The sequence below is a fragment of the Aestuariivirga sp. genome (assembly GCF_046294715.1).
Taxonomy (GTDB): domain Bacteria; phylum Pseudomonadota; class Alphaproteobacteria; order Rhizobiales; family Aestuariivirgaceae; genus Aestuariivirga.
Window position 1 is genome coordinate 122,856 of sequence record NZ_JBKBKI010000008.1, and the last position, 25,583, is coordinate 148,438.

The 25,583-nt window shown below is 64.0% G+C and carries 24 protein-coding genes; 16 read left to right on the plus strand and 8 right to left on the minus strand.

The genetic code is table 11. The annotated features are described in order from the left end of the window. Nucleotides 1-40 precede the first annotated feature (40 nt). From ACK4HL_RS08115 to mbfA, 4 genes are all read left to right on the plus strand, one after another. On the plus strand, nucleotides 41-964 hold the full coding sequence (locus ACK4HL_RS08115) for a carbohydrate kinase family protein (RefSeq protein ID WP_409758400.1): 924 nt from the start codon (nucleotides 41-43) through the stop codon (nucleotides 962-964). After that, a complete protein-coding gene (gene hrpB / locus ACK4HL_RS08120) occupies nucleotides 951-3,428 on the plus strand; it encodes an ATP-dependent helicase HrpB (RefSeq protein ID WP_409758403.1) in 2,478 nt (825 codons plus the stop codon). The genes ACK4HL_RS08115 and hrpB overlap by 14 nt, the downstream gene beginning before the upstream one ends. 65 nt (nucleotides 3,429-3,493) lie before the next feature. Beyond that, the gene (lepA, locus tag ACK4HL_RS08125) at nucleotides 3,494-5,296 is read left to right on the plus strand and encodes a translation elongation factor 4 (RefSeq protein ID WP_409758406.1); all 1,803 of its coding nucleotides are present in this window, start codon (nucleotides 3,494-3,496) and stop codon (nucleotides 5,294-5,296) included. A gap of 80 nt (nucleotides 5,297-5,376) precedes the next feature. Next, a complete protein-coding gene (mbfA, locus tag ACK4HL_RS08130) occupies nucleotides 5,377-6,333 on the plus strand; it encodes an iron exporter MbfA (protein WP_409758409.1) in 957 nt (318 codons plus the stop codon). Between the two features lie 10 nt (nucleotides 6,334-6,343). Here the strand turns inward: mbfA and ACK4HL_RS08135 are convergent, their stop codons facing one another. From ACK4HL_RS08135 to ACK4HL_RS08150, 4 genes are all read right to left on the minus strand, one after another. Next, the gene (locus tag ACK4HL_RS08135; protein ID WP_409758412.1) at nucleotides 6,344-7,186 is read right to left on the minus strand and encodes an EamA family transporter; all 843 of its coding nucleotides are present in this window, start codon (nucleotides 7,184-7,186) and stop codon (nucleotides 6,344-6,346) included. Between the two features lie 58 nt (nucleotides 7,187-7,244). After that, nucleotides 7,245-7,802 (minus strand): TadE/TadG family type IV pilus assembly protein, encoded by a 558-nt coding sequence (locus ACK4HL_RS08140; RefSeq protein ID WP_409758415.1) that lies wholly within the window; start codon nucleotides 7,800-7,802, stop codon nucleotides 7,245-7,247. Nucleotides 7,803-7,813: 11 nt separating this feature from the next. Next, the gene (locus ACK4HL_RS08145; RefSeq protein ID WP_409758418.1) at nucleotides 7,814-8,374 is read right to left on the minus strand and encodes a TadE/TadG family type IV pilus assembly protein; all 561 of its coding nucleotides are present in this window, start codon (nucleotides 8,372-8,374) and stop codon (nucleotides 7,814-7,816) included. Nucleotides 8,375-8,487: 113 nt separating this feature from the next. Continuing rightward, entirely contained in the window at nucleotides 8,488-8,991 is a 504-nt protein-coding gene (locus tag ACK4HL_RS08150; RefSeq protein ID WP_409758421.1) for a pilus assembly protein N-terminal domain-containing protein, read from the minus strand. A 521-nt stretch (nucleotides 8,992-9,512) separates the two neighbouring features. Between ACK4HL_RS08150 and ACK4HL_RS08155 the strand changes: the two genes are divergently transcribed. The 9 genes from ACK4HL_RS08155 to ACK4HL_RS08195 all read left to right on the plus strand — a co-directional run bounded on the left by ACK4HL_RS08155 (nucleotide 9,513) and on the right by ACK4HL_RS08195 (nucleotide 18,298). Continuing rightward, on the plus strand, nucleotides 9,513-9,680 hold the full coding sequence (locus ACK4HL_RS08155; RefSeq protein ID WP_409758424.1) for a Flp family type IVb pilin: 168 nt from the start codon (nucleotides 9,513-9,515) through the stop codon (nucleotides 9,678-9,680). 185 nt (nucleotides 9,681-9,865) lie between these two features. Next, nucleotides 9,866-10,369: a prepilin peptidase gene (locus ACK4HL_RS08160; RefSeq protein ID WP_409758427.1), complete on the plus strand. Its 504-nt coding sequence runs from the start codon at nucleotides 9,866-9,868 to the stop codon at nucleotides 10,367-10,369. A 77-nt stretch (nucleotides 10,370-10,446) separates the two neighbouring features. After that, complete coding sequence (gene cpaB / locus ACK4HL_RS08165; RefSeq protein ID WP_409758430.1) at nucleotides 10,447-11,277, plus strand: Flp pilus assembly protein CpaB; 831 nt, start codon at nucleotides 10,447-10,449, stop codon at nucleotides 11,275-11,277. An 8-nt stretch (nucleotides 11,278-11,285) separates the two neighbouring features. Further along, nucleotides 11,286-12,746 carry a type II and III secretion system protein family protein gene (locus ACK4HL_RS08170; protein WP_409758432.1) on the plus strand — a complete coding sequence of 487 codons (1,461 nt, stop codon included), beginning with the start codon at nucleotides 11,286-11,288 and terminating at the stop codon, nucleotides 12,744-12,746. Nucleotides 12,747-12,759: 13 nt separating this feature from the next. After that, nucleotides 12,760-13,494 (plus strand): CpaD family pilus assembly protein, encoded by a 735-nt coding sequence (locus tag ACK4HL_RS08175; protein ID WP_409758435.1) that lies wholly within the window; start codon nucleotides 12,760-12,762, stop codon nucleotides 13,492-13,494. A gap of 32 nt (nucleotides 13,495-13,526) precedes the next feature. Continuing rightward, a complete protein-coding gene (locus tag ACK4HL_RS08180; RefSeq protein ID WP_409758438.1) occupies nucleotides 13,527-14,789 on the plus strand; it encodes a CpaE family protein in 1,263 nt (420 codons plus the stop codon). After that, the gene (locus ACK4HL_RS08185; protein ID WP_409758441.1) at nucleotides 14,789-16,300 is read left to right on the plus strand and encodes a CpaF family protein; all 1,512 of its coding nucleotides are present in this window, start codon (nucleotides 14,789-14,791) and stop codon (nucleotides 16,298-16,300) included. Before ACK4HL_RS08180 ends, ACK4HL_RS08185 begins: the two co-directional genes overlap by 1 nt. Nucleotides 16,301-16,306: 6 nt before the next feature. Further along, nucleotides 16,307-17,317, plus strand: coding sequence for a type II secretion system F family protein (locus ACK4HL_RS08190; protein ID WP_409758444.1), 1,011 nt, complete (start codon nucleotides 16,307-16,309; stop codon nucleotides 17,315-17,317). Nucleotides 17,318-17,326: 9 nt separating this feature from the next. Then, on the plus strand, nucleotides 17,327-18,298 hold the full coding sequence (locus tag ACK4HL_RS08195; RefSeq protein ID WP_409758447.1) for a type II secretion system F family protein: 972 nt from the start codon (nucleotides 17,327-17,329) through the stop codon (nucleotides 18,296-18,298). 17 nt (nucleotides 18,299-18,315) lie between these two features. Here ACK4HL_RS08195 and ACK4HL_RS08200 read toward each other — a convergent pair whose 3' ends face one another. Beyond that, nucleotides 18,316-19,098: a tetratricopeptide repeat protein gene (locus ACK4HL_RS08200; protein ID WP_409758450.1), complete on the minus strand. Its 783-nt coding sequence runs from the start codon at nucleotides 19,096-19,098 to the stop codon at nucleotides 18,316-18,318. A 106-nt stretch (nucleotides 19,099-19,204) separates the two neighbouring features. Between ACK4HL_RS08200 and ACK4HL_RS08205 the strand changes: the two genes are divergently transcribed. From ACK4HL_RS08205 to ACK4HL_RS08215, 3 genes are all read left to right on the plus strand, one after another. Then, entirely contained in the window at nucleotides 19,205-20,578 is a 1,374-nt protein-coding gene (locus ACK4HL_RS08205; RefSeq protein ID WP_409758453.1) for a leucyl aminopeptidase family protein, read from the plus strand. Between the two features lie 78 nt (nucleotides 20,579-20,656). Beyond that, the gene (locus ACK4HL_RS08210) at nucleotides 20,657-21,001 is read left to right on the plus strand and encodes a MarR family transcriptional regulator (RefSeq protein ID WP_409758456.1); all 345 of its coding nucleotides are present in this window, start codon (nucleotides 20,657-20,659) and stop codon (nucleotides 20,999-21,001) included. A gap of 9 nt (nucleotides 21,002-21,010) precedes the next feature. Beyond that, nucleotides 21,011-21,862, plus strand: a complete 852-nt coding sequence (locus tag ACK4HL_RS08215; RefSeq protein WP_409758459.1) for a C40 family peptidase — start codon at nucleotides 21,011-21,013, stop codon at nucleotides 21,860-21,862. 41 nt (nucleotides 21,863-21,903) lie between these two features. Here the strand turns inward: ACK4HL_RS08215 and ACK4HL_RS08220 are convergent, their stop codons facing one another. The 3 genes from ACK4HL_RS08220 to ACK4HL_RS08230 are packed head-to-tail and all read right to left on the minus strand — an operon-like array spanning nucleotide 21,904 to nucleotide 25,580. Next, the gene (locus ACK4HL_RS08220; RefSeq protein WP_409758462.1) at nucleotides 21,904-22,851 is read right to left on the minus strand and encodes a 2-hydroxyacid dehydrogenase; all 948 of its coding nucleotides are present in this window, start codon (nucleotides 22,849-22,851) and stop codon (nucleotides 21,904-21,906) included. After that, the gene (locus ACK4HL_RS08225; protein ID WP_409758465.1) at nucleotides 22,852-24,480 is read right to left on the minus strand and encodes an ABC transporter ATP-binding protein; all 1,629 of its coding nucleotides are present in this window, start codon (nucleotides 24,478-24,480) and stop codon (nucleotides 22,852-22,854) included. Further along, on the minus strand, nucleotides 24,477-25,580 hold the full coding sequence (locus ACK4HL_RS08230) for an ABC transporter permease (RefSeq protein WP_409758468.1): 1,104 nt from the start codon (nucleotides 25,578-25,580) through the stop codon (nucleotides 24,477-24,479). Before ACK4HL_RS08230 ends, ACK4HL_RS08225 begins: the two co-directional genes overlap by 4 nt. Nucleotides 25,581-25,583 lie beyond the last annotated feature (3 nt).

A 25,583-nucleotide genomic window follows, 5' to 3' on the forward strand; every position in this document is an offset into this window, starting at 1 on the left:
CACATGATCGCTGCAAAATCAGGAACTTGGGAGAGAAAACGTGATCCTGTGCTGCGGCGAGGCGCTGATCGATTTCCTGCCTGAAAATTCGGCAGAAGGTGCCATCCGCTATCGCGCTCTGCGCGGCGGCTCGATCTACAACACGGCAATCGCGCTCGGCCGCCTGGATGTGCCGGTTGCACTCTTCTCCGGCATCTCCCGCGACGTCTTCGGCGGCATGCTGCTGAAGGGGCTCACGGCCAGTGGCGTGAGCCTGAAACACGTGCGAATGTCGGATCGGCCTTCCACCCTGGCCTTCGTGACCTTCGAGGACGGCCATGCCCGCTATTCCTTCTTCGACGAGAACTCGGCCGGCCGCATGCTGACGAGGCGGGATTGGCCGAAGCTGGAGAAGAAGGTCGAGGCGCTGCATTTCGGATCGATCAGCCTCATCCACGAGCCGGGGGCCTCCACTCTCGAGGCGCTGCTGCGGCGCGAGGCGAAGAAGCGGGTCATTTCGCTCGACCCCAATATCCGCCCTGCCCAGATCGCCAACCGGCGGGCCCATCTCGCGCGCCTCAACCGCCTGATCGCCATGGCGGACATCGTGAAGGTTTCGGAGGAGGACGTCGACTGGATGACGGGAAAGACCGATGCAAGCGCCACGGCAGCAAAATGGCTGAAACTCGGCGCCAGGCTGGTGGTGGTCACCCGGGGGGCAAAGGGGGTCGAGGCCTTCACCTCGCGCCTTGCCCTGAACTTTCCCGCTGAAACGGTGAAGGTGGCGGACACCGTGGGTGCGGGCGACACTTTCATGGCGGGGCTCCTCGCAGCGCTGCGCCAGGCGAAGCTCCTGGACAAGACGTCGCTCAGAGCCATCGAAGAGCTGGAGCTCGAAAAGGCGCTGGCCTTCGCGTCCCGCGCCGCCGCACTCACCTGCTCCCGGCCGGGTGCGGATCCGCCCTGGGCGCATGAGCTTGCTTGACATTCGCCGCGCTGCCCACGAGGTGAGCGGCATGGAGTTTCCCGTCGACCAGATCATTCCCCGCCTCTCGGGGGCATTGGGCTCAGGCCCTTCGGCGCTACTCGTGGCCGAACCCGGGGCGGGCAAGACGACGCGCGTGCCGCTCAAGCTTCTCGAGGCGCCCTGGCTTCAGGGGCGAAAGATCGTGATGCTGGAGCCGCGCCGGCTCGCCGCGCGCAATGCCGCCCATCGCATGGCGGAAACGCTGGGCGAGGAGGTGGGGGAGACGGTCGGCTACACGGTGCGTCTTGAACGCCGCGTCTCTTCGCGCACCCGGATCGAGGTGGTGACGGAAGGCATCCTCACTCGCCGGCTGCAGTCCGACCCGGAGCTCTCCGGCACCGGACTCGTCATTTTCGACGAGTTCCACGAACGTTCGCTCGATGCCGACCTCGGCCTGGCCCTGACGCTCGACATCCAGCGCGGGCTTCGCGATGATCTGAAAATCCTCGTCATGTCGGCCACGCTCGACGCGGCGCGGGTGGCGGCGCATCTGGGCAATGCACCCCTGATCGATGCGCCGGGCCGCGTTTTCCCGGTCGAGACACGCTATCTCGAGAAGGCGCAGCGCCAGACCATCTCCGCCGATGCCGCGCGCGCCGTGCAACGCGCACTCGGCGAAACCGAGAAGAGCATCCTCGTCTTCCTGCCAGGCGAGGCGGAGATCCGCCGCACCGAGGAAGGGCTCGTTGCCGCGGGCCTGCCCAGCGGCACGGTCGTGCGCCCGCTCTACGGCGCAATGAGCTTTGCTGAGCAGGATGCGGCCATCAGGCCCTCGCCACCGGGCGAGCGCAAGGTGGTGCTCGCCACGACAATCGCGGAGACGAGCCTCACGATCGACGGCATCGGCGCCGTTATCGATACCGGATACAAGCGCGTTCCCCGCTTCGATCCGGCCTCCGGCATGACGGCGCTGGAAACGGTGCGCGTCTCGCTCGCCTCCGCCGACCAGCGCCGCGGCCGCGCCGGCCGCCTTGGCCCCGGAATTGGTTATCGTCTATGGCCCGAGGCAGAGACGCGGGCGCTGAAACCCCACGACGAGCCTGAGATATTCGTCGCCGACCTGGCACCGCTGGTGCTCGAACTGGCGGCATGGGGCGTCAGCGATCCGAAGGTGCTGCCTTGGCTCGACCCGCCGCCCGCCGCACCCTTCGCCCAGGCCCGGGATTTGCTCAAGCGCCTCGAAGCGCTGGACGCCGCAGGCATGATCACTTCCATGGGCAAGGAGATGGTGCGGCTGCCGCTCCATCCCCGTCTCGCGCATATGGTGGTGAGGGGAAAGAGCACGCTTGCAGCCGAACTGGCCGCCCTCCTTTCCGAGCGTGACGGGCTGGCGCGCCACGCCGGCGTCGACATCACGGCACGGCTCTCGCAAGCGAAGGGCGGCGCCCGCGACCGCATCCGCCAGGCGGCAAGGCAGATCAGGCAGATCGCCGGCATCCGCAATGAGGAGAGCGAGGTGAGTGCCGGTGTGCTCGTGGCCTATGCCTTCCCCGACCGCATCGCCCAGCGCCGCGGTGGCGACCGGCGCTATCGTCTCTCCGGCGGCGGCGGCGCGGTGTTGCCCGAGCATGATGCCTTGGCGACGGAGGATTTCCTGGCCGTGGCGACGACCGACGGCGCCTCGGGCGACCAGAAGATCTTTCTCGCCGCGCCCTTGTCGCTGAAGGAGATCGAAGAACATTTCGGGAGCCAGATCGAAATCCGGGACGGGGTGTTCTGGGACAGCCGTGCGAAGGCCATAAGCGCCATGAAGTCCCGCCGCCTGGGAGCGCTGGTGCTCGATGAGAAGCCCTCGATCAATGCCGGTCCATCGCTCATCGCCGAAGCGATGACCGAGGGTGTGCGTGAGTTGGGGCTTTCCGCCCTGCCATGGAGCGACGGAGCCCGGGCCTTGCGGGCACGGGCCATGTTCCTGCGCCGCCTCTTCCCGGAGGAAGGCTGGCCGGACCTCTCCGACAAGGCGCTGATGGCGAGCCTGCCGGACTGGCTCACCCCCTGGCTCGCCGGGATCAGCCGCAAGGCGCATCTCGACAGGCTCGACATGCATCAGATCCTTCAGGGCATGATCCCGCATGAGCTTTCCCGCAGGATGGACCGCCTCGCCCCCGTGCGGATCGAGGTTCCCTCGGGTGCCGATGTGCGGATCGACTATGAAACCGAGGGCGATCCGGTGCTGCGGGTCCGCCTGCAGGAGATGTTCGGCCTCGCCCGCACCCCTGCCATCGCGGAAGGGCGAAGCCCACTGCGGATCGAGTTGCTCTCTCCGGCGGGGCGGCCGCTCGCCGTCACCCAGTCGCTCGAGACTTTCTGGACCAATGGCTACCCCTCCGTGAGGTCCGACATGCGGGGGCGTTATCCCAAGCACGCCTGGCCCGAGGACCCGCTCGCCGCCGCGCCGGTGAAGCCGAGGCGGCTGAGATAGCTCCTCTTTCCTGCGTCCCCGAGGCTTGACCTCGCAGGGTGCCAATGCCAAACACCCGGCCAATCATGATCGACACCGCTCACATCCGCAATTTCTCCATCATCGCCCATATCGACCACGGCAAGTCGACGCTGGCCGACCGGCTGATCCAGCTGTGCGGCGCCGTCTCCGACCGCGAGATGATGGACCAGATCCTCGACTCGATGGATCTGGAGCGCGAGCGCGGCATCACCATCAAGGCCAACACCGTCCGCCTCGATTACACGGCGAGGAACGGCGAAAAATACGTGCTCAACCTCATCGACACGCCCGGGCACGTCGACTTCGCCTACGAGGTGTCGCGCTCGCTCGCCGCATGCGAGGGCTCGCTTCTTGTGGTCGACGCCTCACAGGGCGTCGAAGCCCAGACGCTCGCCAACGTCTACCAGGCCATCAACAACAATCACGAGATCGTGCCCGTCCTCAACAAGGTCGATCTTCCCGCCGCCGATCCGGACCGGGTGCGCCAGCAGATCGAGGATGTCATCGGCATCGACGCCTCGGATGCGATCGCGATCTCGGCCAAGACCGGTGTCGGCGTGTCGGATGTGCTCGAGGCCATCGTCAACCGCCTGCCGCCGCCCAAGGGCGAGCGCAGCAAACCGTTGAAGGCGCTCCTCGTCGACAGCTGGTACGATCCCTATCTCGGCGTCGTGGTGCTCGTGCGCATCGTCGACGGCGTGATGAAGAAGGGCATGAAGGTGAAGCTCCTCTCCACCGATGCGGTCTATCAGCTCGACCGTGTCGGCGTGTCGCGGCCCAAGAAGGAGAACGTCGATGCGCTGGGCCCCGGCGAAATCGGCTTCTTCACCGCCTCGATCAAGCAGGTGGCGGATACACGCGTCGGCGATACCATCGTCGACGAGAAGGCGGTCGACGTCACGCCGCTTCCCGGCTTCCGGCCGGCGCAATCCGTGGTGTTCGCAGGGTTCTTCCCCGTCGATGCCGCGCGTTTCGAGGACCTGCGCGACGCGATGGGCAAGCTGCGCCTGAACGATGCAAGCTTTTCCTTCGACATGGAGACCTCGGCCGCCCTTGGCTTCGGCTTCCGCTGCGGCTTCCTTGGCCTGCTCCATCTCGAGATCATCCGGGAGCGCATCGAGCGCGAGTTCAACGTCGACATCATCACGACCGCCCCCTCCGTCATCTACAAGGTGAACCTGCGCGACGGAAACCAGATCGAGCTCCACAACCCGGTGGACCTGCCCGACCAGACGCTGATCGAGACGATCGAGGAGCCGTGGATCGAGGCGACGATCCTGGTGCCGGACGATTACCTGGGCTCCATCCTGAAGCTCTGCGAGGATCGCCGCGGCCGCCAGAAGCAGCTCACCTATGCGGGCTCGCGCGCCATGGTCGTCTACGAACTGCCGCTCAACGAGGTGGTGTTCGACTTCTACGACAGGCTCAAGTCCGTCTCGCGCGGCTATGCCTCCTTCGACTACAAGATGATCGGCTACGAGGAGGGCGATCTCGTTCGCCTTGGCATCCTCGTCAATGGCGAGCCGGTCGATGCGCTGGCGATGATCGTTCACCGCGGCCGGGCCGAGCAGCGCGGCCGCGTGATGTGCGAGAAGCTCAAGGAGCTGATCCCACGCCACATGTTCCAGATCCCCATTCAGGCGGCGATCGGCGGAAAGATCGTGGCGCGCGAGACGCTTTCCGCGCTGCGCAAAGACGTTACCGCCAAGTGCTACGGCGGCGACATCAGCCGCAAGCGCAAGCTTCTGGAGAAGCAGAAGGAAGGCAAGAAGAAGATGCGCCAGTTCGGCAAGGTCGAGATCCCGCAGGAAGCATTCATCTCCGCCCTCAAGATGGACGAGAACTGAGAGGCTGATCTTCAATCGGGGCTGGACCGTAGTTTGGAACGATTCTAAACTCGTGACGAACCGAAGGGATTTCGAAGGCCTTGAAGAGCTTTTCCGACCTCACCGAACAGGAACTCCTGGCGCTCGCCATCTCGAGCGAGGACGATGATGCGCGCGCCTATGCGGGGTTCGCCCATTCGCTGATGGACATCTACCCGGCCTCGGCCAAGGTCTTCATGGAGATGGCGGAAGAGGAGCATGAGCACCGCCGCTGGCTGACCGAACTCTACGCCCGGAAGTTCGGCGATTTCATACCGTTGATCCGCCGCTCGGACATCCAGGGCTTCGTGCGCCACAAGCCGGCCTGGACCATCGGCAAGATGAACATCGAGGAGATGCGCCAGCGCGCCGAGGTGATCGAGCTCGAGAACTACCGTTTCTACAAGCAGGCCGCCGAGCGCTCGCAGGACGAGCAGGTGAAGAAGCTTCTCCTGCAACTCGCCGAGGCGGAGAAGGGACATGAGTCGATCGCGGTGAAGCTGGGGCTTACCCACCTCACCGCGGATGCCAAGCTCGAGGAGGGCGAGGCCAAGCGCCGGCTGTTCCTGCTGCAGGTGATCCAGCCCGGCCTCGTGGGGCTGATGGACGGCTCTGTCTCGACGCTTGCTCCGCTCTTCGCCGCCGCCTTCGCCACCGGCGATACTTGGGAAACCTTCCTGGTCGGCGCGGCGGCATCGGTCGGTGCGGGCATCTCCATGGGTCTTGCCGAGGGCCTGTCCGACGACGGCAAGCTGACGGGGCGCGGCCATCCGCTGATCCGCGGCTTGGCGGCCGGCATCATGACGGCCGTCGGCGGCCTGGGCCATGCGCTGCCGTATCTCATTCCGGATTTCCAGCTCGCCACCTGGATCGCCATCGCCGTCGTCTTCTGCGAGCTCTGGGCGATCTCGTGGATCCGCTACAAGTACATGGACACGCCGTTCCTCAAGGCGGCTTTCCAGATCGCGGTGGGAGGCTTCCTCGTCTTCCTCACCGGCATATTGATCGGCAGCGCCTGAGCAGGCGTCTTCAGCCGAGGCGGATCAGAGCGGCGCCAGCGACGATCAGGGCTGCGCCAGCCAGCCGGGGGAGGCTGACTGTTTCCTTCAACACCCGCATGGAGAGCAGCATGACGACGAGAATGCTCGTCTCGCGCAGCGCCGCGACGCTGGCGACGGGCGCGTGTGTCATCGCCCAGATGGCGATCCAGTAGGCGCCGCCGGAGAGCAGGGCACCGGCAAGCCCGGTCTTCCAGTAGGGTGCGACGTCCCTGGCGATGCCTGGACCTCGCATCGCCAGCGCCACAAGCCCGAACAGGATCGAATCGAAGACGAAGACCATGCCCGCATAGGAGGCGGGTTCGCCAGAAAGGCGCCCGCCCATGCCGTCGACGATGGTATAGGAGGCAATGAAAACCGAAGTCCCGAGGGCGAAGAACAGCGTCATTCCGTCGGGCCTGATGCCTCGCTGGCCGAGCAGGCTCACGAACCAGATACCCAGCACGAGCAATCCAACACCCAACGCGCCTGGCAGGCTCGGTTGCTCCTGCATCACGGCCCAGGCGGCTGCGAGGGTGAGGAGTGGGGCAGCGCCGCGGGCGATCGGATAAACCTGGCTCAGGTCTCCCGTCCGGTAGCTGCGCACGAGGAAGAGGTTGTACCCGAGGTGCAGGATGCCCGACGTGACGGCGTAGGGGATGCTCGCCGGAGCGGGCCAGGGGAAGGCCGCGACCATGGCCAAACCCATCACCCCGATCATGCTTTGAATCAGGACGAGCGAAAGGAACCTGTCGAGCTTGAGCTTGACAAGCACGTTCCAGCCCGCGTGCATGACGGCCGCCGCGAGCACAGCCAGAAAGACGGTGAGATCCAAGGTGAAGGCTCCGCCGGCCCCGGATTAGTGCATCATCGGCGAAAGTGGAAATGCCTTTTCAGCAGCCGCTGCAGTTCAGCCGGCTGGACTGGCGTGGCCGGAGCGAAATCTGCTCTCTCAGGACGAAGGTGCTTGCGCCCAGGATCTGCTCGCCGAGGAAGCGTGCAATGAAGGGACGATAGTTGGTGCACATCACCGCGACCACCACGTCGTTGCCGTCGGTCATGAGGGTTTCCATGCCCTCTGTCGAAGGATTCTGGCAGTTCGGGCCGGTTCCCGAAATGCGGCCCCAGACGTGCTCGACCGCGCCCGAACCGGAGGCCATGCGGTAGGTGTGGACCTCCACGCGGATGTCCTCCATGTCGTAGGGGCTCATCGCCATTTCGGCCGCCTTGAAGTAGTCGTCGATCCGGGCAGCGCTCACCTCGAGCTCGTTCTGGGTCACGAGATCGGCCACGACGCTTGTCCCGTACGTCAGTTTGCGGTTGATCGTGATCAGCCCTGTGAGGTCGAAGAGACCGAAATAGAGGAGCATCAGTACCGGCAGGATCAGGGCCACCTCGATGGCGGCGATGCCGGACTGGTCACGTCTGAAGCGCGATGAGGTGGTTCTCATGCCGGACGGTCTCAGAAGGGCTCGTTGCGAAAGGTCGCGATGCCGTAAAGCCGCCGGGCCTTCCCTTCCCGGATGTTGCCCAGAAAGCTCATGAAGGGGAACGCAAAACCCCAGTCATAGGTGGCGATGACGGTGACCGCACGCGACGCACCGCCGGGGCTGAAGGTCCACTCCCGGTCATAGGTCTCCCCGGCTTCGAGCGGTCCCACTTCGATTGGATCGGGAGCAGCACTCGAAAGGTCGCTGAAGTTCGACCGGTTGTCGACATAGATACGGAGCTTCTTCACGCAATCGGGGATCGCGGATCCGCTGTCGCAGATCTTGGCCTTGAATTCCGTGTCGGTCATGATGAGGCTGCCGTCGCTCTTGGTGACCTGGCCGGTCCGGACGAGGCGGCCCGCTTCCTGCACCGAGTTCTGGATCACGTATTCGGTGAAGAGCATCACCCCCGTCTCGCAGATGCAACCCAGGACGAAAATGAACGGGAAGAACACCATTGCGAATTCCACCGAGGCGGCACCCTCCTCGGACCGGCGATAGCGCATCCACCTGCTTGTGCGAGACGTCGTCATCCAGTTCTCCCGGAGCGCCGCCCATGGGGAGGGCGAGTCGCTGAACGAGATACTGGCAGAACGGTGTTTCCGCGCGGTGAAGCGTTTGAGTAGAATTGTACGGAACTTTTGGGTCAGGGTGCCGCAGGCTGCTCGCTCGGCGCGGCGCTGCTGGTCTCGCCGGAGGGCTGGCTTTGCGCCGATCCCGACTTCCTTGAGATCTGGCCAACGACCGAGTCGAAATACTCTGTGGAGTCACCCGCCTGCAGCGCTGGCTGACAATCCGTCTTGCAGTCGTATGATTCGCGCTTGCCGGACTTGAACATCACCACGGCATAATCGCTTCCGCCGCTGGTGACATTCACGTCGTACTCCACGATCTCGCGGCCTTGCTCGTCGAGCACGATGATGTTGGTGTTGCCGAAGGCCTTGCCGTGGAGAAAGAGCAGGTTGCCGCTCAGGGTAATGTCGGCGATGCTCGGATTGCCGACGACCACTGTGCCCGGTGCTCTCGCGAGTTCAATGATCCGGGACTTGTCCGTTTGGAGTGTCAGTGGTTCGGCAGCTGCGATGCTCACGCCGGAGGCCAGCAAAAGGCCGCCCAGGGCGTTTCGGATCAGCTTGGTGGCGTCAGACATGTCCAGACAGGCTCCCTTGCTCGGTCCGCCCAAGGGCGGTGCAGCACCTGCGCCGCATGTTGCTTCGAGAATGGTGAATCTTCCCTTAAGTTGCAGAACGGCGGGGCTTTCCGGCATCCTCCCCTGCCGTTTTTCAGTTTTACAGCGCATCGCTCGCCGCTTTCAAACTGGCGAACCATTCAATCTATAGTAAGTCTAACTCGGTGCGGCTGGATCTAGCGGCGCTTCAACCTTGCATTGCTTGAATCGACCTTTTTGTTTTCCAAGTTTTTCTAGCTTCCAGTGAGACATACGGAAGTATTTACTATAGAATACAGTCGATACACTCAAGTGACTGACAGTATATTATCGCCTTTGTTTCTGATGCCCCTTGAGAAATGAAATAGTTCTTGAGTATTTGTTGTGCGAATTTACTGCGCATTAAATGCCCGCCGCTAGTTTCACTCTCATGGTTCAGAGAGGCCGCGCGGGGCGCAGGCTGGGTTTGAGCCAAGTGCTGTAAGACCATTGGAGATAACAACATGTCGAAGTTCCTCGCTTTCCTGAAGAACGAGTCGGGTGCCACCGCGATCGAGTACGGCCTCATCGCTTCGGCCATTGGCGGCGTTCTCATCGCCACGCTGCCCACGCTGCGTAACGCCCTCACGGCCAATTTCAACAGCCTCTCGGGCTCGATTGACGGGTTCTAAGGTCTCTCCACGCTGGACGTGGAACTTGCTCCGCCGGCTCTCGAGGCCGGCGGAGTTTTGTTTGGCGGCACGCTTCCGGACCTGCAGGTACCGGCAAATTATTCCGTCATCACCGCAACGGAATTTACTCCGTCTAAAGCACGGTGCGAAAGGATGCCGTCCAACCAGCCAGAGACGGCCTCCACATGATCCCATTTCTTTCCGCCTTCCTGTTTCCCGCCTTGATGACCGTTGCGGGCACAGGCGATGTTCTGACGCTTCGCATTCCCAATTGGCTCAATCTGCTGATCGCAGCTCTCTTCTTTCCCATGGCGCTCGCGGCGGGCATGCCGGCGGAGACCATCATCCTGCATAGCGCCGTCGGCGCGGCGATGCTCGTGGCCGGTTTCGCGCTCTTCTCTCTGGGACTGTTTGGCGGCGGAGACGCAAAGCTCCTGGCTGCAGCAGGCCTCTGGGTGGGATGGCCGGCGCTGCTGCCCTTCCTGATGGGCACGGCAATTGCGGGCGGAGTTCTCGCCGTGGCCGTCGGCGTCTGGTCGATGGTGGGACTGAGCGCCGAGATCGAGGACACACCCATCCTGAGGCGGCTCACATTCATCAAACCGAATGTTCCCTACGGCTTTGCATTCGCCGTTGGCGCCATTCTCGTCTTCCCGCAGACCTGGTGGATGATGATTCCCTCCGGTTGAGCGCGGTTAACCCAAATTTGACCATTACACCGGAAAGTGGGCAGTGAACGGCGCAGGCCGTCGTCGAGGACAGAACAATGAACAAGGCACGGCTCCTGATACTCGCTCTGGCTCTCGGCTCTGCAGGGCTGGCCAGCATGCTGGCCAAGGGCATGCTGGGTCAGAGGCCCGCGACCAACATTGTCGAAGTCAAGGGCGAGCCAGAGGTGCAGGTGCTGGTCGCCGCCAAGGATCTCGTGATCGGAGAGCGGCTCGGTGATCTCGCGATGACCTGGCGCGACTGGCCGAAGGGCAATGTCACCGAGCTGATGATCACCAAGGAGGCGCTGCCCGACGCCATAGAAGAGATGAAACTCGCCCGGGCCAGGCTCCCGATCTACAGCGGGGAGCCGATCATGCAGCGCAAACTCGTGACCCCGGGTGAGCGCGGATTCATGAGCGCTATCCTGCCGAAGGGCATGCGCGCCATTTCCGTGGCGATTTCCGAGCGTTCCGCGGTGAGCGGCTTCATCCTGCCGAATGACCGGGTGGACGTGATTCTCACCCGGCGGCTCGATGATCCACGCGGCTTCGGGGGAGCCAAGCTCGTGCGCAGCGAAACCGTGCTCTCGAACGTCCGCGTGCTCGCCATCAACCAAACCTTCCGGCAGGAGGGGGAGGACAAGGTGACCGTGGCGGAAGGCAAGACAGCCGTGCTCGAGCTCGATCCGCAGCAGGCCGAAGTCATCACCAAGGTCGAGGCGGCGGGCGAGCTTTCCCTCGCATTGAGGTCGATCGCGGAAGGAGGCGATGCAGGGCTCACCGACGAGAAACCCATCTTCCACGATCCCTTCGGCAACGCCAAGACGGACGATGCGGGACCCGTCATCGTCCGCTACGGCGTCGAAACCGCCACCACATCCCGCTGAGATTTCAGATGCCCTTCACCCTCACTCCGGATCATCTCATCGGCAAGCGCTCCTGGCGGGCGAAGGCAAGCCTGGTTGCAGCAGCTGTCATGGCGCTCGGCTCTTCCGCCAGCCTTCTGCCACACGCGGCCAAGGCCACGGACGCGGATGTGGTGGAGAGCTCCGGCGCCCGCGCCGACAGCCGCTACCTGCGGCTGGGGCTTTCGAAGAGCGCCGTCATCAAGCTCCCCGCCGCCGCAAAGGACGTCGTCGTCGGCGACAATGCCGTGGTGGACGTGGTGCTGCGCAACCGCAATACGGCCTATCTTTTCGCGCGTGCTCCAGGCCAGACGAACGTGTTCTTCTTCGATGCGGAAGGCCGGGAAATCCTGCACCTCGATTTCGAGGTGACACTCGATACGAAGGGCCTCAAGAAGCTGATCGACCGCTCGCTTCCCGGCAACCAGATCGAGGTCGACAGCACGGGACCCAATGTCGTGCTCAAGGGCACGGCTGCCAATGCGCAGGAGGCGAAGCTCGCGGTAGAGCTCGCCAAGAGCTTCGTTGTCGGCACGAGCGGCACCGCGGCGAACAGCGGCGACGACTCCGTCGGGGTGCTCAATCTGCTGAAGATCGCCGAGGGCGACCAGGTGATGCTCAAGGTGCGCGTGGTGGAGCTCAAGCGCACGGTGCTGAAGGAGCTCGGCGTAAACGTCGGCGCCGAGATCTCAGTGGGTAACTTCTTCCTGGACTTCAACTCGAACACCGTTCCGATCAGCAACGACACGGTTCTGGACGCAGTCGGCGGCTATCTGAGCTCGGACGTCAAGGTGGCTGCGCGCATTCGCGCACTCGAGAACCAGGGGCTCGCGACCGTGCTCGCCGAGCCGACCCTGACCGCCATCTCGGGGGCTCCGGCCCGATTCCACGCCGGCGGCGAGTATCCCTACACCGTTTGCGAAGTCCCCGAAAACAACGTGACCCTGTGCAACGTCGAGTTCAAGCCCTACGGCATCTCTCTCGACTTCACGCCCACGGTGCTGTCCGAGGGCCGAATAGCCCTCAACATCAGAACTGAGGTGAGCGAGCTCGGGGACACGACACCCGGCAGCCAGCCCGCGATCGATACGCGCAATGCGCAGACTTCGCTCGAGATCCCGAGCGGCGGTTCGATGATGCTGGCAGGCCTCATCAAGGACGTGACGGCCCAGAGCCTCGACGCCACGCCCGGGCTGCGCTCGATCCCGGTTCTCGGCGCGCTGTTCTCCAGCCGTGCCTATCAGAACGATCAGAGCGAACTCGTGGTGATCGTGACGCCATACATCGTCAATCCGACGCATGAGAGCAAGCTGGCCACGCCCACCGACGGCTTCAACCCGCCGACCGACCTGCAGCAGATCTTCCTGAGCCGCCTGAACAGGATCTACGGCCCGCCGGGCGAACACCCGAACGGCATCTATCATGGCCAGATCGGCTACATCGTCGAATGAAGTGGGGTTTCAGATGAGCTTTCCCGGGAAGAACCTTATGGGCTCCACGAGATCCGCGGCGCTGGCTCTCCTCGTCCTCGCGGCGGGCGGTCTCGCCGGCTGTTCACAAGACTTCGAGACATCGAGCGATGTCTATGTTCCGAGGGTGGCCGAGGAGCGATACCCCATTCGGGTTATCGAGAAGCCGGTGAAACTCACGCTGCAAGGCAGGGCGGGCAGCCTGAAGCCCGACCAGGTGAATAGCGTCTCGGCCTTTGCCCGCGACGCCCGGAGCAACGCCACCTCCGCCATCTCCATCGCCTATCCGAAAGGCAGCAGGCAGGCGCGGAACACGGCACACGAGGCGCTTCGCGTGCTCACCAGCCATGGCGTGCCGCGCTCGATGGTACATGTCTCCGCCCGCGCTGGAGCATCTTCCAGCGTGACCCTCAGCTTCACACGCAAGGTGGCAGTAACCCAGGAATGCGGAGACTGGTCCAGCAACGTCATGGGAAACCAGTATAACGAGACTTATTCCAACTACGGATGCGCCCTGCAGCATAACACGGCTGCCATGGTGGCCAATCCGGAGGACTTCGAACGGCCCCGTGGCATGCCGCCGGCGCTGGCAGGCGCGCGCGGGACCGCGATGGAAACCTATGTCACCGGAAAATGGACGGTTCCCAATTCCGACCCGGGCTTCTCCGAAGAGAGCGGCTCCGACTCGGGCAGCTCGGGTGGCTCCGGCAGCTCGGCACCCACAAACTGAACAAGACACGCTTCATTGCAGGACATGCCAAGATGATGACTCCCACCGCGCAGAGCCAGTCAGCCTCCTCCAGGGGCGATCAGGGTCTCGTCGCCGCGGTTCCGCGCATCAACATTCATGCCTTCTGCGAGAGCCAGCAGACCGCCGAGACCTTCCAGCTGGCGGCTGCGGACCGGAGAATGAGCCGGGCGCATTGTTCGGTGCAGCTCGGGGGCATCATGGCGGCCGTTCAGGTGTTCCAGGCGCAGGCAACGCCCAACGTGCTCGTGGTGGAATCCCGCAGCCCGCGCGAACAGGTCATGGCGGAACTCGCTTCGCTGGCGGAGGTCTGCCAGCCTGACACCAAGGTCGTCGTCGTCGGCCACCTCAATGACGTCGTGCTCTATCGTGAGCTGATCCGACAGGGTGTCAGCGAATACCTCATCGCGCCGCTCCAGCCCTTCCAGCTCATCGAGAGCATTGCATCGCTCTATCACAATCCAAAGGCTGCCCCCCTGGGGCGGGTGTTCGCCTTCGTGGGCGCCAAGGGCGGGGTGGGTTCCAGCACCCTGGCCCACAATATCGGCTGGCTCATGTCGAAGAAACTCGACGCCGAGACCGTGATCACCGATCTCGACCTCGCCTTCGGGACCGCTGGCCTCAACTTCAACCAGGATGTCACCAACGGTGTCGCGGATGCGCTTGGCCAGCCGGACCGGGTGGATCCCACGCTGCTCGAGCGGCTCCTGACCCGGCTTGGCGACAAGCTCAGCCTGCTGAGCGGTCCCGGCGGCGTCGATCGCGACTTCAACATCGAGTCTCATTCCATCGAGACCATCCTCTCGGCGCTGCGCTCGAGTGTGCCCAACATCATCGTGGACGTCCCCAACATGTGGGCGCCCTGGATCAAGTACACGCTGCTTCACGCCGACCAGGTCATCATCACGGCGACACCCGAACTCGCCAGCCTTCGCAATGCGCGAAATCTCGCCGACCTCCTGAAGGCGGGACGGCCCAACGACCCGCCGCCCAAGCTCATCCTCAACCAGGTGGGTGTTCCCAAACGGCCGGAGATTCCCGCGGCCGACTTCTCCAAGGCCGTCGGTCTGGAGATCTCGGCCATCATTCCTCATGATGCCACGAGTTTCGGCACAGCCCAGAGCAACGGGCAGATGGTGTTCGAAGTGGCGCCGAAGTCCAAGGTGGTGGAGGCGATCGCCGGGTTCGTGGAGCTTCTCGCCGGCACCGACAAACCGGCGAAGAAGCCCGTGCGCTCCGGTCTCCTTTCCAAATTGCCGTTGCTGGGTCGGAAGTGATGTTCGGAAAGCGTTCAGAAGGTGCCTCCAAACAGGGCGTCGTGGTCCAGACGGCAGCTGCGACGCCTCCGCCTGCCTTTGCCGCCGGTTCCGCCACGATTCCCGATCTCGGGCTGCCGTCCAGCGCCGGCGCACCCGGCTTCCGCCCCAGCGGGGCTGCTCCGGCCGCACCTGCGTCCTCCGCACCGAAGAAACCCGATGCGCCCATCGCGTCCCGCAGGTCGGAGAATTATTACGACATCAAGAGCACGATCTTCAACGCGCTGATCGACGCGATCGACCTTACGCAGCTCGGACAGCTCGACCGCGATGCGGCACGCGACGAGATCCGCGACATCGTGAACGAGATCATCACGCTCAAGGACGTCGTGATGTCCATTGCCGAGCAGGAGGAGCTGCTCGAGGACATCTGCAACGACGTTCTGGGTTACGGTCCGCTCGAACCGCTGCTGGCCCGCGACGACATCGCCGACATCATGGTGAATGGCGCCAACACGACCTTCATCGAAGTCGGCGGCAAGATGCAGAAGACGGGCGTTCGCTTCCGCGACAACTCGCAGTTGCTCAACATCTGCCAGCGCATCGTGAGCCAGGTCGGCCGGCGCGTGGACGAGGCAAGCCCGATCTGCGACGCCCGCCTCCTAGACGGCTCGCGCGTCAACGTGATCGTGCCGCCGCTGGCGATCGACGGCCCGACGCTCACCATTCGAAAGTTCAAGAAGGACAGGCTCAAGCTTCCGGACCTCGTCAAGTTCGGCTCGATCACGCCGGAGGGCGCCACCATCCTCGAGATCATCGGCCGCGTGCGCTGCAACGTGCTGATCTCGGGAGGCACGGGTTCGGGCAAGACGACATTGCTCAACTGTCTCACCGGCTACATCGATCACGACGAGCGCGTGATCACCTGCGAGGACGCCGCCGAGCTCCAGCTGCAGCAGCCGCACGTCGTGCGTCTCGAAACGCGGCCGCCGAACCTGGAAGGCGAGGGCGAGATCACGATGCGTGACCTCGTGAAGAACTGCCTGCGTATGCGGCCGGAACGGATCATCGTGGGCGAAGTCCGCGGACCCGAAGCCTTCGATCTGCTGCAGGCGATGAACACCGGCCATGACGGGTCGATGGGCACGCTTCACGCCAACAGCCCACGAGAGGCGCTCTCGCGTCTGGAGTCCATGATCACCATGGGCGGCTTCTCGCTTCCCTCCAAGACCATCAAGGAAATGATCTGCGGTTCGATCGACGTGATCGTCCAGGCCGCCCGCCTGCGCGACGGCTCGCGCCGGATCACCCACGTCACCGAGGTCGTGGGCATCGAAGGCGACGTGATCATCACCCAGGACCTCTTCGTCTACGAGATCATGGGTGAAGACGCCCAGGGGAAGATCATCGGGCGACATCGTTCGACCGGCATCGCAAGGCCCCATTTCTGGGACCGCGCGCGCTACTACAACGAAGAGCGCAGGCTGGCCGAGGCGCTCGAGAAGGCCGAAACCAGGAACGACGAGAACTGATTTGCAATGATCCCCGGGGCCGACATCACGCAACTGGCCTTCATCGCCCTCGTCGGGCTGACGGTGGCCGGCGTTGCCGTGGCGCTGCTCTATCCACTGATGGCGCCGAAGAGCCCCACGGCGCGCATCAAGGGGCTCGAAGGCGGAAAGCAGGGTTCGTCCCACAAGCAGTCTGCTCTCAACAGGTTTCTCGATGGGGCCAAGGAAAATCGCCGCAAGCAGGTGATGGAATCCCTGAAGCAGGTGGAGGAGCGGGAAAAGCAGCGCAAGGCCAAGGCCACGCTGCGCTCGCTGATCACGCAGTCGGGCCTCGAGATCACCGTGAGGATGTTCTGGCTGTTCTCGATCGTCAGCGGCGCTGTCTTCGGCGCCGTAACGTTGATCACGGGCATGCCCTGGTATGCCGCGGCACTGGCCGGGCTCGTCGGGACCTTCGGCTTTCCCCGCTGGGTCCTCGGCGTGCTGCGGGCCCGGCGGCAGGCGGTCTTCCTCAATGACTTTGCCGACGCCATCGACGTCATCGTGCGCGGCCTCAAGGCGGGTCTTCCCGTCTCCGACGCCATGAAGATCATCGCGGCTGAAACGGGGCCGCCGGTGGGGCCGGAATTCAAGGAAGTGGTGGAGGGCCAGCGCGTCGGCATCACGCTGGAGCAGGGCATCGAGCGCATGTACGAGCGTGTTCCGCTGGCGGAAGTCAACTTCCTCGCGATCGTCATGAGCATCCAGTCCAAGACCGGCGGGAACTTGTCCGAGTCCCTGAACAATCTCTCGAAGGTGCTGCGCGACCGTAAGAAGATGAAGGGCAAGATCAAGGCCGTCTCGCAGGAGGCGAAATCCTCTGCCGCCATCATCGGCGCCTTGCCGTTCCTCATCGGCGGGATCGTAACGATGACCAATCCTTCCTATCTCGATCCGCTGTTCAACACGAACATTGGCAACATCATGCTGGTCGGCTCGGCTGTCTGGATGCTCACGGGCGTTCTGGTCATGCGCAAGATGATCAACTTCCAGATCTGAGGCAGCGTCATGGAGCTCATCACCAGCCTTTTCCAGGTCGAGACCCTGATAACGCTGCTCATCGGCGTTGCAGCTTTCGCCACCGTCCTCACGGTAGCCTCGCCACTGATGCAGACCGACCCCCTCAGGGCGCGGATGAAGGCCGTCAGCCTCGAGCGCGACAAGCTCCGGGCGGCCCAGCGGGCTCAGCTGATGGGCAACAACGAGGTGAGGCTGCGCGAGAAGAAGCAGGCAAGTCTTAGCCAGCAGATCGTGGACACGCTGAACCTCAGGACGCTGTTCGAAGCCGAAGCCTCGCGTGACCTTCTGCGGCAGGCAGGCCTTCGCAACGAGCACCATCTCGTCAGCTTCCTCGCGGCGCGGGTCGCAGTTCCGCTGGTGCTGGCGCTCCTCGCCTTCGTCTATTCCTCGACCATCTATGCCGACAAGCTGACCCCGCCGATGCGGCTGGCGGCAACTGGCGGCGGACTGGTGGTTGGTTACTATCTGCCGGCCATCCTTCTCCAGAATCTCGTCAACCGGCGGCAGGACTCGATCAAGAAGGCTTGGTCTGACGCGCTCGATCTCATGCTCATCTGCGTCGAATCCGGCATGTCCATCGAACCGGCCATGCAGCGCGTCGCGCGCGAGATCGGCTCCGCGTCGGTGCCTCTTGCAGAGGAGCTGACGCTGACGGTGGCCGAACTCTCCTACCTGCAGGACCGCCGCAAGGCCTATGAGAACCTCGGCAAGCGCACGGGGCTGCCAACGGTGAAGTCCGTCGTTACCAGCCTCATCCAGTCCGAGCGCTACGGCACGCCGCTCGGCACCGCGCTGCGGGTGTTGGCGCAGGAGAACCGCGATACGCGCATGTCGGAAGCCGAAAAGAAGGCGGCCGCGCTGCCCCCGAAGCTCACCGTGCCGATGGTGCTGTTCTTCCTGCCGGTGATTTTCATCGTGATCCTTGGTCCGGCGATGATCGGCGTGCTCGGATTGAAGTAGGCGAGGGGGCCCGTCCTCTAGCCCTGGGTCTCGCCTTCGCTGATCTGCTGCCAGGTGTTGGGCTGCGAGAGCATTTTCCTGAGATAGGCCATGTTCTCTTCCACCTGTTCTTGCGGCAGGTTTTCGCGCGCCAGCGCGCTCGCCTCGTCGAATCGGCCCTGGAGGCCCACCACCAGGGCAAGGTTCTGGCGTATCCGCGGCTCGGATCCGGATCGGGGCAGGGCGTCCGCCTGCCGGAGCGTGGCTTCCGCCTGCTTCAGGTTTCCCTCGAGCGCGTAAGACATTCCGAGATTGTTCATGACAATCAGGTTCTGCGGATCGGCAGCGAGCGCCTTCTCGTATTCGGCCCGTGCCTTCGAGTAGAGGCCCTGCTGGTCATAGGCTGAACCCAGCGCGGAGTGCACGCGCCAGTCCGCGCCGCCGGCGGCGATGGCGCGGTCGAGCACCGGGATGGCCTCGGGATTGCGCCCCGCGGCCACGAGCTTGCGGCCGTAGAGCCCGGCCAGCTTCCCGTTTTCCGGATTGAGCTGCACGAGCTTGGCATAGACCTCGAGTTGCTGATTGGACTGGCCGATCGATTCGAGCCCGTTGGCGTATGCGAGACCTCTATTGACGTCTGCCGGTTTGGCCTGCCACTTCTTGCCGAGTTCGGCCACGGCCTCGTAAGAGAGGGGCGCGGTCGATGCGGTCTTCAGGCTTGCTGCCGGATCGAGGCTCGGTCCCGAACTGTTGCAGCCGGTGAGAAGTGTCGCCGCCGCGAGGGCTGAAACGAAGGTGAGGTAGGTGCCGCGTGCCGACATAGCAAACTCCAGTCCGATCAGCGGGGACTTTGCGGCCGACTCGTCAATAATTGATTAACCATAGAAAGCCTTGGCTGTAAGGGGGGAAGAAACATTGGAGTTCACGATGGCGAGCCCGGAAGACCTGATCCTACCCTCCTCCCGGAAGGCAATTTCCATCCTCGCTGTTGCGAAAGGGGGGTGGGACAGGACGCGCCGGCGCCTTGATGCGGCGGCGCGCGCCTGGGCCGAGGCAAATGGCTTCGAGGGTCAGGCCGGGCGCTTTCTTGCCGTGCCGGGATCCAATGGATCGCTCAAGCAGGTGATTGTCGGTGCCCCCGCCGACGGTGATCCCTTCGCTTGGGCAAAGCTATGCCGGAGCCTGCCACAGGGGACCTATGCGTTTGAGATTTCGCCGCCTCGTGCTGATCTCGTGACGCTGGGCTGGTGCCTCGAGGCTTATAACTTCGAGCGCTACGGCAAGACGGCGAACGCGGCCGCGAAGTTCGCCTGCCCGCCGGACGTGGACCGTGAGGCCGTTCTGAGGGCTGCGCGAGCAAGCTATCTCGTGCGCGATCTCGTCAACACGCCCGCCTCGGACATGGGGCCGGACGACCTTGAGGCGGCGGCGCGGCGCCTCGCGCAGTCTCACAAGGCCAAGATCTCCGTCACGGCAGGAAAGGCGCTGGAAAAGGGCTTTCCGATGATACACGCGGTGGGCAGGGCCAGCGCCAGCGCCCCCCGCCTGATCGACTTCACCTGGGGCGCACCACGCGCGCCGAAGGTCACGCTGGTGGGAAAAGGCGTCTGCTTCGACACGGGCGGACTCGACATCAAGCCAGCCACCGGCATGGCGCTGATGAAGAAGGACATGGGTGGAGCGGCCAACGTGCTGGGGCTTGCGAGCATGGTCATGGAGGCGAAGCTCCCGGTGCGGCTCCGCGTGCTGATCCCCGCCGTCGAGAACGCAATCGCGGGAAATGCTTTCCGGCCGGGCGACGTGCTCCGCAGCAGGAAGGGCATCACGGTGGAGATCGGCAACACCGACGCCGAAGGCCGCCTCATCCTGGCCGATGCACTGGCGCTGGCGGATGAGGAAGCGCCCGACTTGCTGATCGACTTGGCGACGCTCACCGGCGCGGCACGCGTGGCCCTCGGCCCGGACCTGCCCCCCTACTACACCGACGACGAGGAATTGGCGGGAGCGATCGCCGCCGCCGGCATGGCCGAGAACGATCCGGTGTGGCGGTTGCCTCTGTGGCAGCCATACATGCGCCTTTTCGAATCTGCCGTGGCCGATCTCAACAATGCGGGGGACTCTGGCTTTGCCGGGTCGATCACGGCGGCGCTGTTCCTCCGCCGTTTCGTGGAGAAGGCAAGAGCGCATGTCCATTTTGACGTGTTCGCCTGGACGCCGACGCCCCGCCCTGGCCGGCCGAAAGGTGGCGAGGCGCAGGCGATGCGGGCGCTGTTCACCGTGATCAAGGATCGCTACGCGTAGCTTCTTGCCAGCAGGGCCGATTGCCGCCACACTGAAACGGACCCGAAACAACCATCGAGGTTGCGCAGGAAGCCCCGTATGTCCCATGTGTTGACGACCGCCCAGGCCCTGACACTCTGGCACGACGTCGCTCTCGCCATGGTGCGCGATGACGAGCCGGACCTTTCGGTAAGGCAGATGTCCATCCTGCTCACCATCTATCTCGAGGCGCCGCCGCACACGGTGCGGGACCTGGCGCGCAAGCTGGGCGTGTCGAAGCCGGTGATCACACGGGCGCTCGACACCATGGGAAAGCTCGAGCTGGTGAGCCGGCGGCGTGACGAGAAGGACCGCCGCAACGTCCTCATCCAGCGCACGGTGAAGGGTGCTCTCTACCTCGAGCGCCTTGCCGACACGATTGGCAAGCTCTCGCAAAAGCTCTAGTGAGCAAACATGACGAAGCTGGACCCGCGCCTTCATGCCTACCGGCCCGACCTTGCGGACATCGCGCTCCAAGGGCGCGTGGAGGCGGAGCGCTACGTGTCCCCCCGCCTGGTGGAGGTGATCGAGCCCGTCCTCTCCCTCCGCAAGGCGCCGCGCTTCGATGCGATGCAGCTCACCCAGGCTATGCTGGGAGAAGAGGTGAAGCTGTTCGACGAGCAGGAAGGCTGGGCCTTCGTGCAGCTCGCCCGCGATGGCTATGTGGGATACGTGAACGCCAACGCGCTTTCCCCGAACAGGCGCGCCGCAACGCACCGCGTCGCCGTTCCCTCGACCTACATGTATCCGGAGGCCGGCCTCAAGACGCAGCCCGCGGTGGCGATCACCCTCAACGCGCAGGTTGCCGTCATTGCGGAAGAGGGGCAGTTCTCCAGGCTCGACAATGACCGCTTCGTGTTTTCGGCACATCTGAGGCCGGTCGAGACGGTCGAGGCCGATTTCGTCGCCGTGGCCGAGTTGTTCCGCCACGTTCCGTATTACTGGGGCGGCAAGTCCGTGCAGGGGCTCGATTGTTCGGGCCTCGTGCAACTCGCATTCGAGGCTAGTGGCATCGCCGCACCACGTGATAGCGACATGCAGGAACGAGCTCTCGGCGAGGAACTGCCAGCCAACGCCCTCGGAGAACTTGCGCGCGGCGACCTCGTGTTCTGGAATGGCCATGTCGGCATCATGACGGATGCTGAAACGCTTCTCCACGCCAACGGACATCACATGATGGTGGTGGCCGAACCGCTGCGCCAGGCGGTGGACCGGATTGCGGCGCGCCACGGTGAGATCACGAGCATCAAGAGGGTCGCTCTCTAGCGGTCATCCCGGCTTACGAGGGAATGCGCCGGGAGTATTGTTCAATACCCCCGCGCCCGATCCACGAGGTTTTCGAGAGCCTCGCCCCGCCGGTGGCGGCGAATGTTGTTGGCCACATAGGAGCAGATCGTCTCGGGGTCACTGTCTGCGGCGCAATGCGGGGTCAGGGTCACCTTCGGATGCGTCCAGAAGGGGCTGTCCTCCGGCAGCGGCTCTGGCACGAAAACGTCGAGCGTCGCGGCGTGCAACTCACCGGCATCGAGCGCAGCGAGCATATCTTCCGCCACCTGCTGGCGGCCACGGCCCGCATTGATCACGATCGGCGCCCCGAAGGGACCTTTCCGGGACAGTTTGCGGATCGTTTCCCGATTGATGATGCCGTCCGTGTCCGGCGTGGCGGGAAGCAGGGACACGAGAACGTCGGTCCTCGCCAGGAAGGCATCGAACTCCTCCTCTCCCGCGAAGCTTTCGATACCCGGAATGGTCTTGCGGCTGCGGCTCCAGCCTGCAACGCGAAAACCGATATCGCGCAGCTTCAGGGCGGAGTCCGTTCCCATCACGCCCATGCCCATGATGCCGACGCTCAGGTCCTTTGCCGCATGGGTAGGGAAGGAATCCCAGACCTTCTTTCTCTGGTTCTCGTCCAGGCGGCGCTGCTGGCGGTGGTGCATCAACACGTGCAACACGATGTATTCCGTCATGCGGCCCGTCAGATCGGGGTCGTTCACCCGCACGATCGGAATGTCCCGCGGCAGGGTCGGATCCTTCAGGATCGCGTCGACGCCCGCGCCCAGCGACATGATGCACTTGAGGTTAGGCAGGCTTTTCACCACGCCGGGCGGGGGAAGCCAGGCGGCGCAGTATTCAATGTCCTCGACATTGCCCATCCTGTCCGGCCAGACGCGGACGTCGAGATCGGGTGCAACCTTCCGCATGGCGGCGGTCCAGACATCGATGGGCCATGTCGGCAGAATGAAGAGAAAAGCCATCTATTCGTTCACCACACCTTCGGGCGCGGTCTTGAGGTTCAAGGCCGCAGCGATCAGGGCCTTTGTATAGTCGGTCCTGGGATCGGAGAAAACCTCCGCCGTGGGGCCGCTCTCCACCGTCACGCCGTTGCGCATCACGATCACCTCGTTGGCGAGCGCGCGCACCACCCTCAGGTCGTGGCTGATGAAGAGATACGCGAGATCGTGCCTCCGCTGGAGGTCGCGCAGCAGGTCCACGATCTGGGCCTGAACCGACATGTCGAGGGCAGAGGTGGGCTCGTCCAGCATGATGAACTTCGGCTCGAGCGCCAGCGCCCGGGCGATCGCGATGCGCTGACGCTGCCCGCCGGAGAATTCATGCGGATAGCGGTCCATGGTCGCGGGATCGAGGCCCACCTCGGTGAGCGCCTTGGCCACGATCTCCCGCCTTTCCTCATAGCCGTGATCGCGCCCCTGGACTGTCAATCCCTCCTCGACGATCTGCTGGATCGACAGGCGCGGGGACAGCGAGCCGAAGGGATCCTGGAAGACGATCTGCATGTCCTTGCGCAAGGGGCGCATCATGGCATTGTTGTAGCCGTCGATGCGCTGTCCCATGTAGACGATTGGCCCCTCCGAGCGGATGAGGCGCAGGAGGGCGAGACCCAGCGTGGTCTTGCCCGAGCCGGACTCGCCGACGATCCCCAGCGTCTGGCCCCGCCGCACCGTCGCATCGACGCCGTCGACGGCCTTGATGTGGCCCACCGTCCTGCGGAAAAAGCCGCGCTTGATGGGAAACCACACCTTGAGGTTCTTCGTCTCGATCACGGCGGGAGCGGAGGCATCGCTGGGCGGCGGCGCCCCCTTGGGCTCGGCGGTGAGCAGCAGCTTGGTGTAAGGGTGCTGCGGATCGGCGAAGACGGCCTTGGCATCGCCGGTCTCGACCGCCTTGCCGCGCTGCATGACGACGACCTTGTCCGCCATGTGCCGAACGATGCCGAGATCGTGGGTGATGAGCAGCATGGCCATGCCGAACTCGGCCTGCAGCTCCTTGAGCAGTTTCAGGATTTGCGCCTGCACCGTCACGTCCAGCGCGGTGGTCGGCTCGTCGGCGATCAGCAGGTCCGGGTTGTTCGCGAGCGCCATGGCGATCATCACGCGCTGGCGCTGGCCACCCGAGAGCTGGTGCGGATAGTCGAGAAGCCGCGATTCGGGATCCCTGATCCCCACCTTGCCGAGCAGTTCCACGATGCGGGCGCGTGCCTTTTCGCCCTTGACGTTCTGGTGGAGCTCGAGGATTTCGCCGATCTGCCGCTCGACCGTGTGGAGCGGGTTGAGCGACGTCATCGGCTCCTGGAAGATCATGGTGATGTCGTTGCCGCGCACTTGCATCAGGTCGCGCTCGTCGGCGTCGAGAAGTTCCCGGCCCTTGAAGGTGATGGAGCCCGACGGGTGCGAAGCCGCGGGATAGGGCAAGAGCTTCAGGATCGATAGGGCGGAGACGGATTTTCCCGAGCCGGATTCACCCACCAGCGCCAGCGTCTCGCCGCGCGCGATGGAGAAGGAGACCTTGTCGACGGCGAGGGTGGTCCGCCCACCCTGCGAGAAGGCGACGGAGAGATCCTTCACCTCGAGGAGCTGCTCCGTCATGCGAAGGTCTTCCGGGGATCGAGCGCGTCGCGCACCGCCTCGCCGATGAAGACGAGGAGCGACAGCATGACCGAGACGATGAAGAAGCCGGTGAGCCCCAGCCACGGCGCCTGGAGATTGTTCTTGCCCTGGGCGATCAGCTCGCCGAGGGAGGGCGATCCCGGCGGCAGCCCGAATCCCAAGAAGTCGAGCGAGGTCAGCACCGTCACCGAACCAGCAAGGATGAAGGGCATGAAGGTGATGGTCGAAACCACGGCGTTGGGCAGGAGATGCTTGAACATGATCTTCCCGTCGGAGAGGCCGAGGGCGCGGGCGGCGCGCACATATTCGAAGTTGCGCGCGCGCAGGAACTCGGCGCGCACCAGCCCGACGATCGAGGTCCATGAGAACAGGATCTGGATGAAGAGCAGGATCCAGAAAGTGGGCGTGATGAAGGCGGCGAGAATGATCAGCAGGTAGAGGCCGGGCATCGAGGTCCAGATCTCGATGAAGCGCTGGAAGATGAGGTCCGTCCAGCCGCCGAAATAGCCCTGAACCGCCCCCGCCGCCATGCCGATGATCGAGGACACGATGGTGAGGATGAGGCCGAAGGCCACCGAGATTCGGAAGCCGTAGATGAGGCGGGCCACCACGTCACGGCCCTGGTCGTCGGTGCCGAGCCAGTTGAGGTTGCCGAACACGCAATTCGGGTCCTCCGCGCCCTGAGGGTACTTGGCGCAGGCCTGCTCGCGCGTGAGATTGAAGGCCGGAGGCGAAGGCGCGGGCAGCGGCAGCTCGTTGTTCACCGTGTTGTAGGAATAGCGGATCGGCGGCCATATCATCCAGCCATTCGCTTCGATTTCTTCCTGGTTCACGGGGTCGCGATAGTCGGTGCGCGCCAGGAAGCCGCCGAACTTCGACTCCGGATAATCGATGAAGACAGGGTAGAGCGTCTCGCCCTTGTAGGAAACGAGGATCGGCCGGTCGTTTGCGATGAAGGGCGCGAAGACCGAGGCGAGGAAGAGGACGGCGAAGATCCAGAAGGACCAGAAACCGCGCCTGTTCTGGCGGAAGAGCTGCCAGCGGCGCTTGTTGAGGGGCGAGAGGCCGGGGCGCGCCATGGC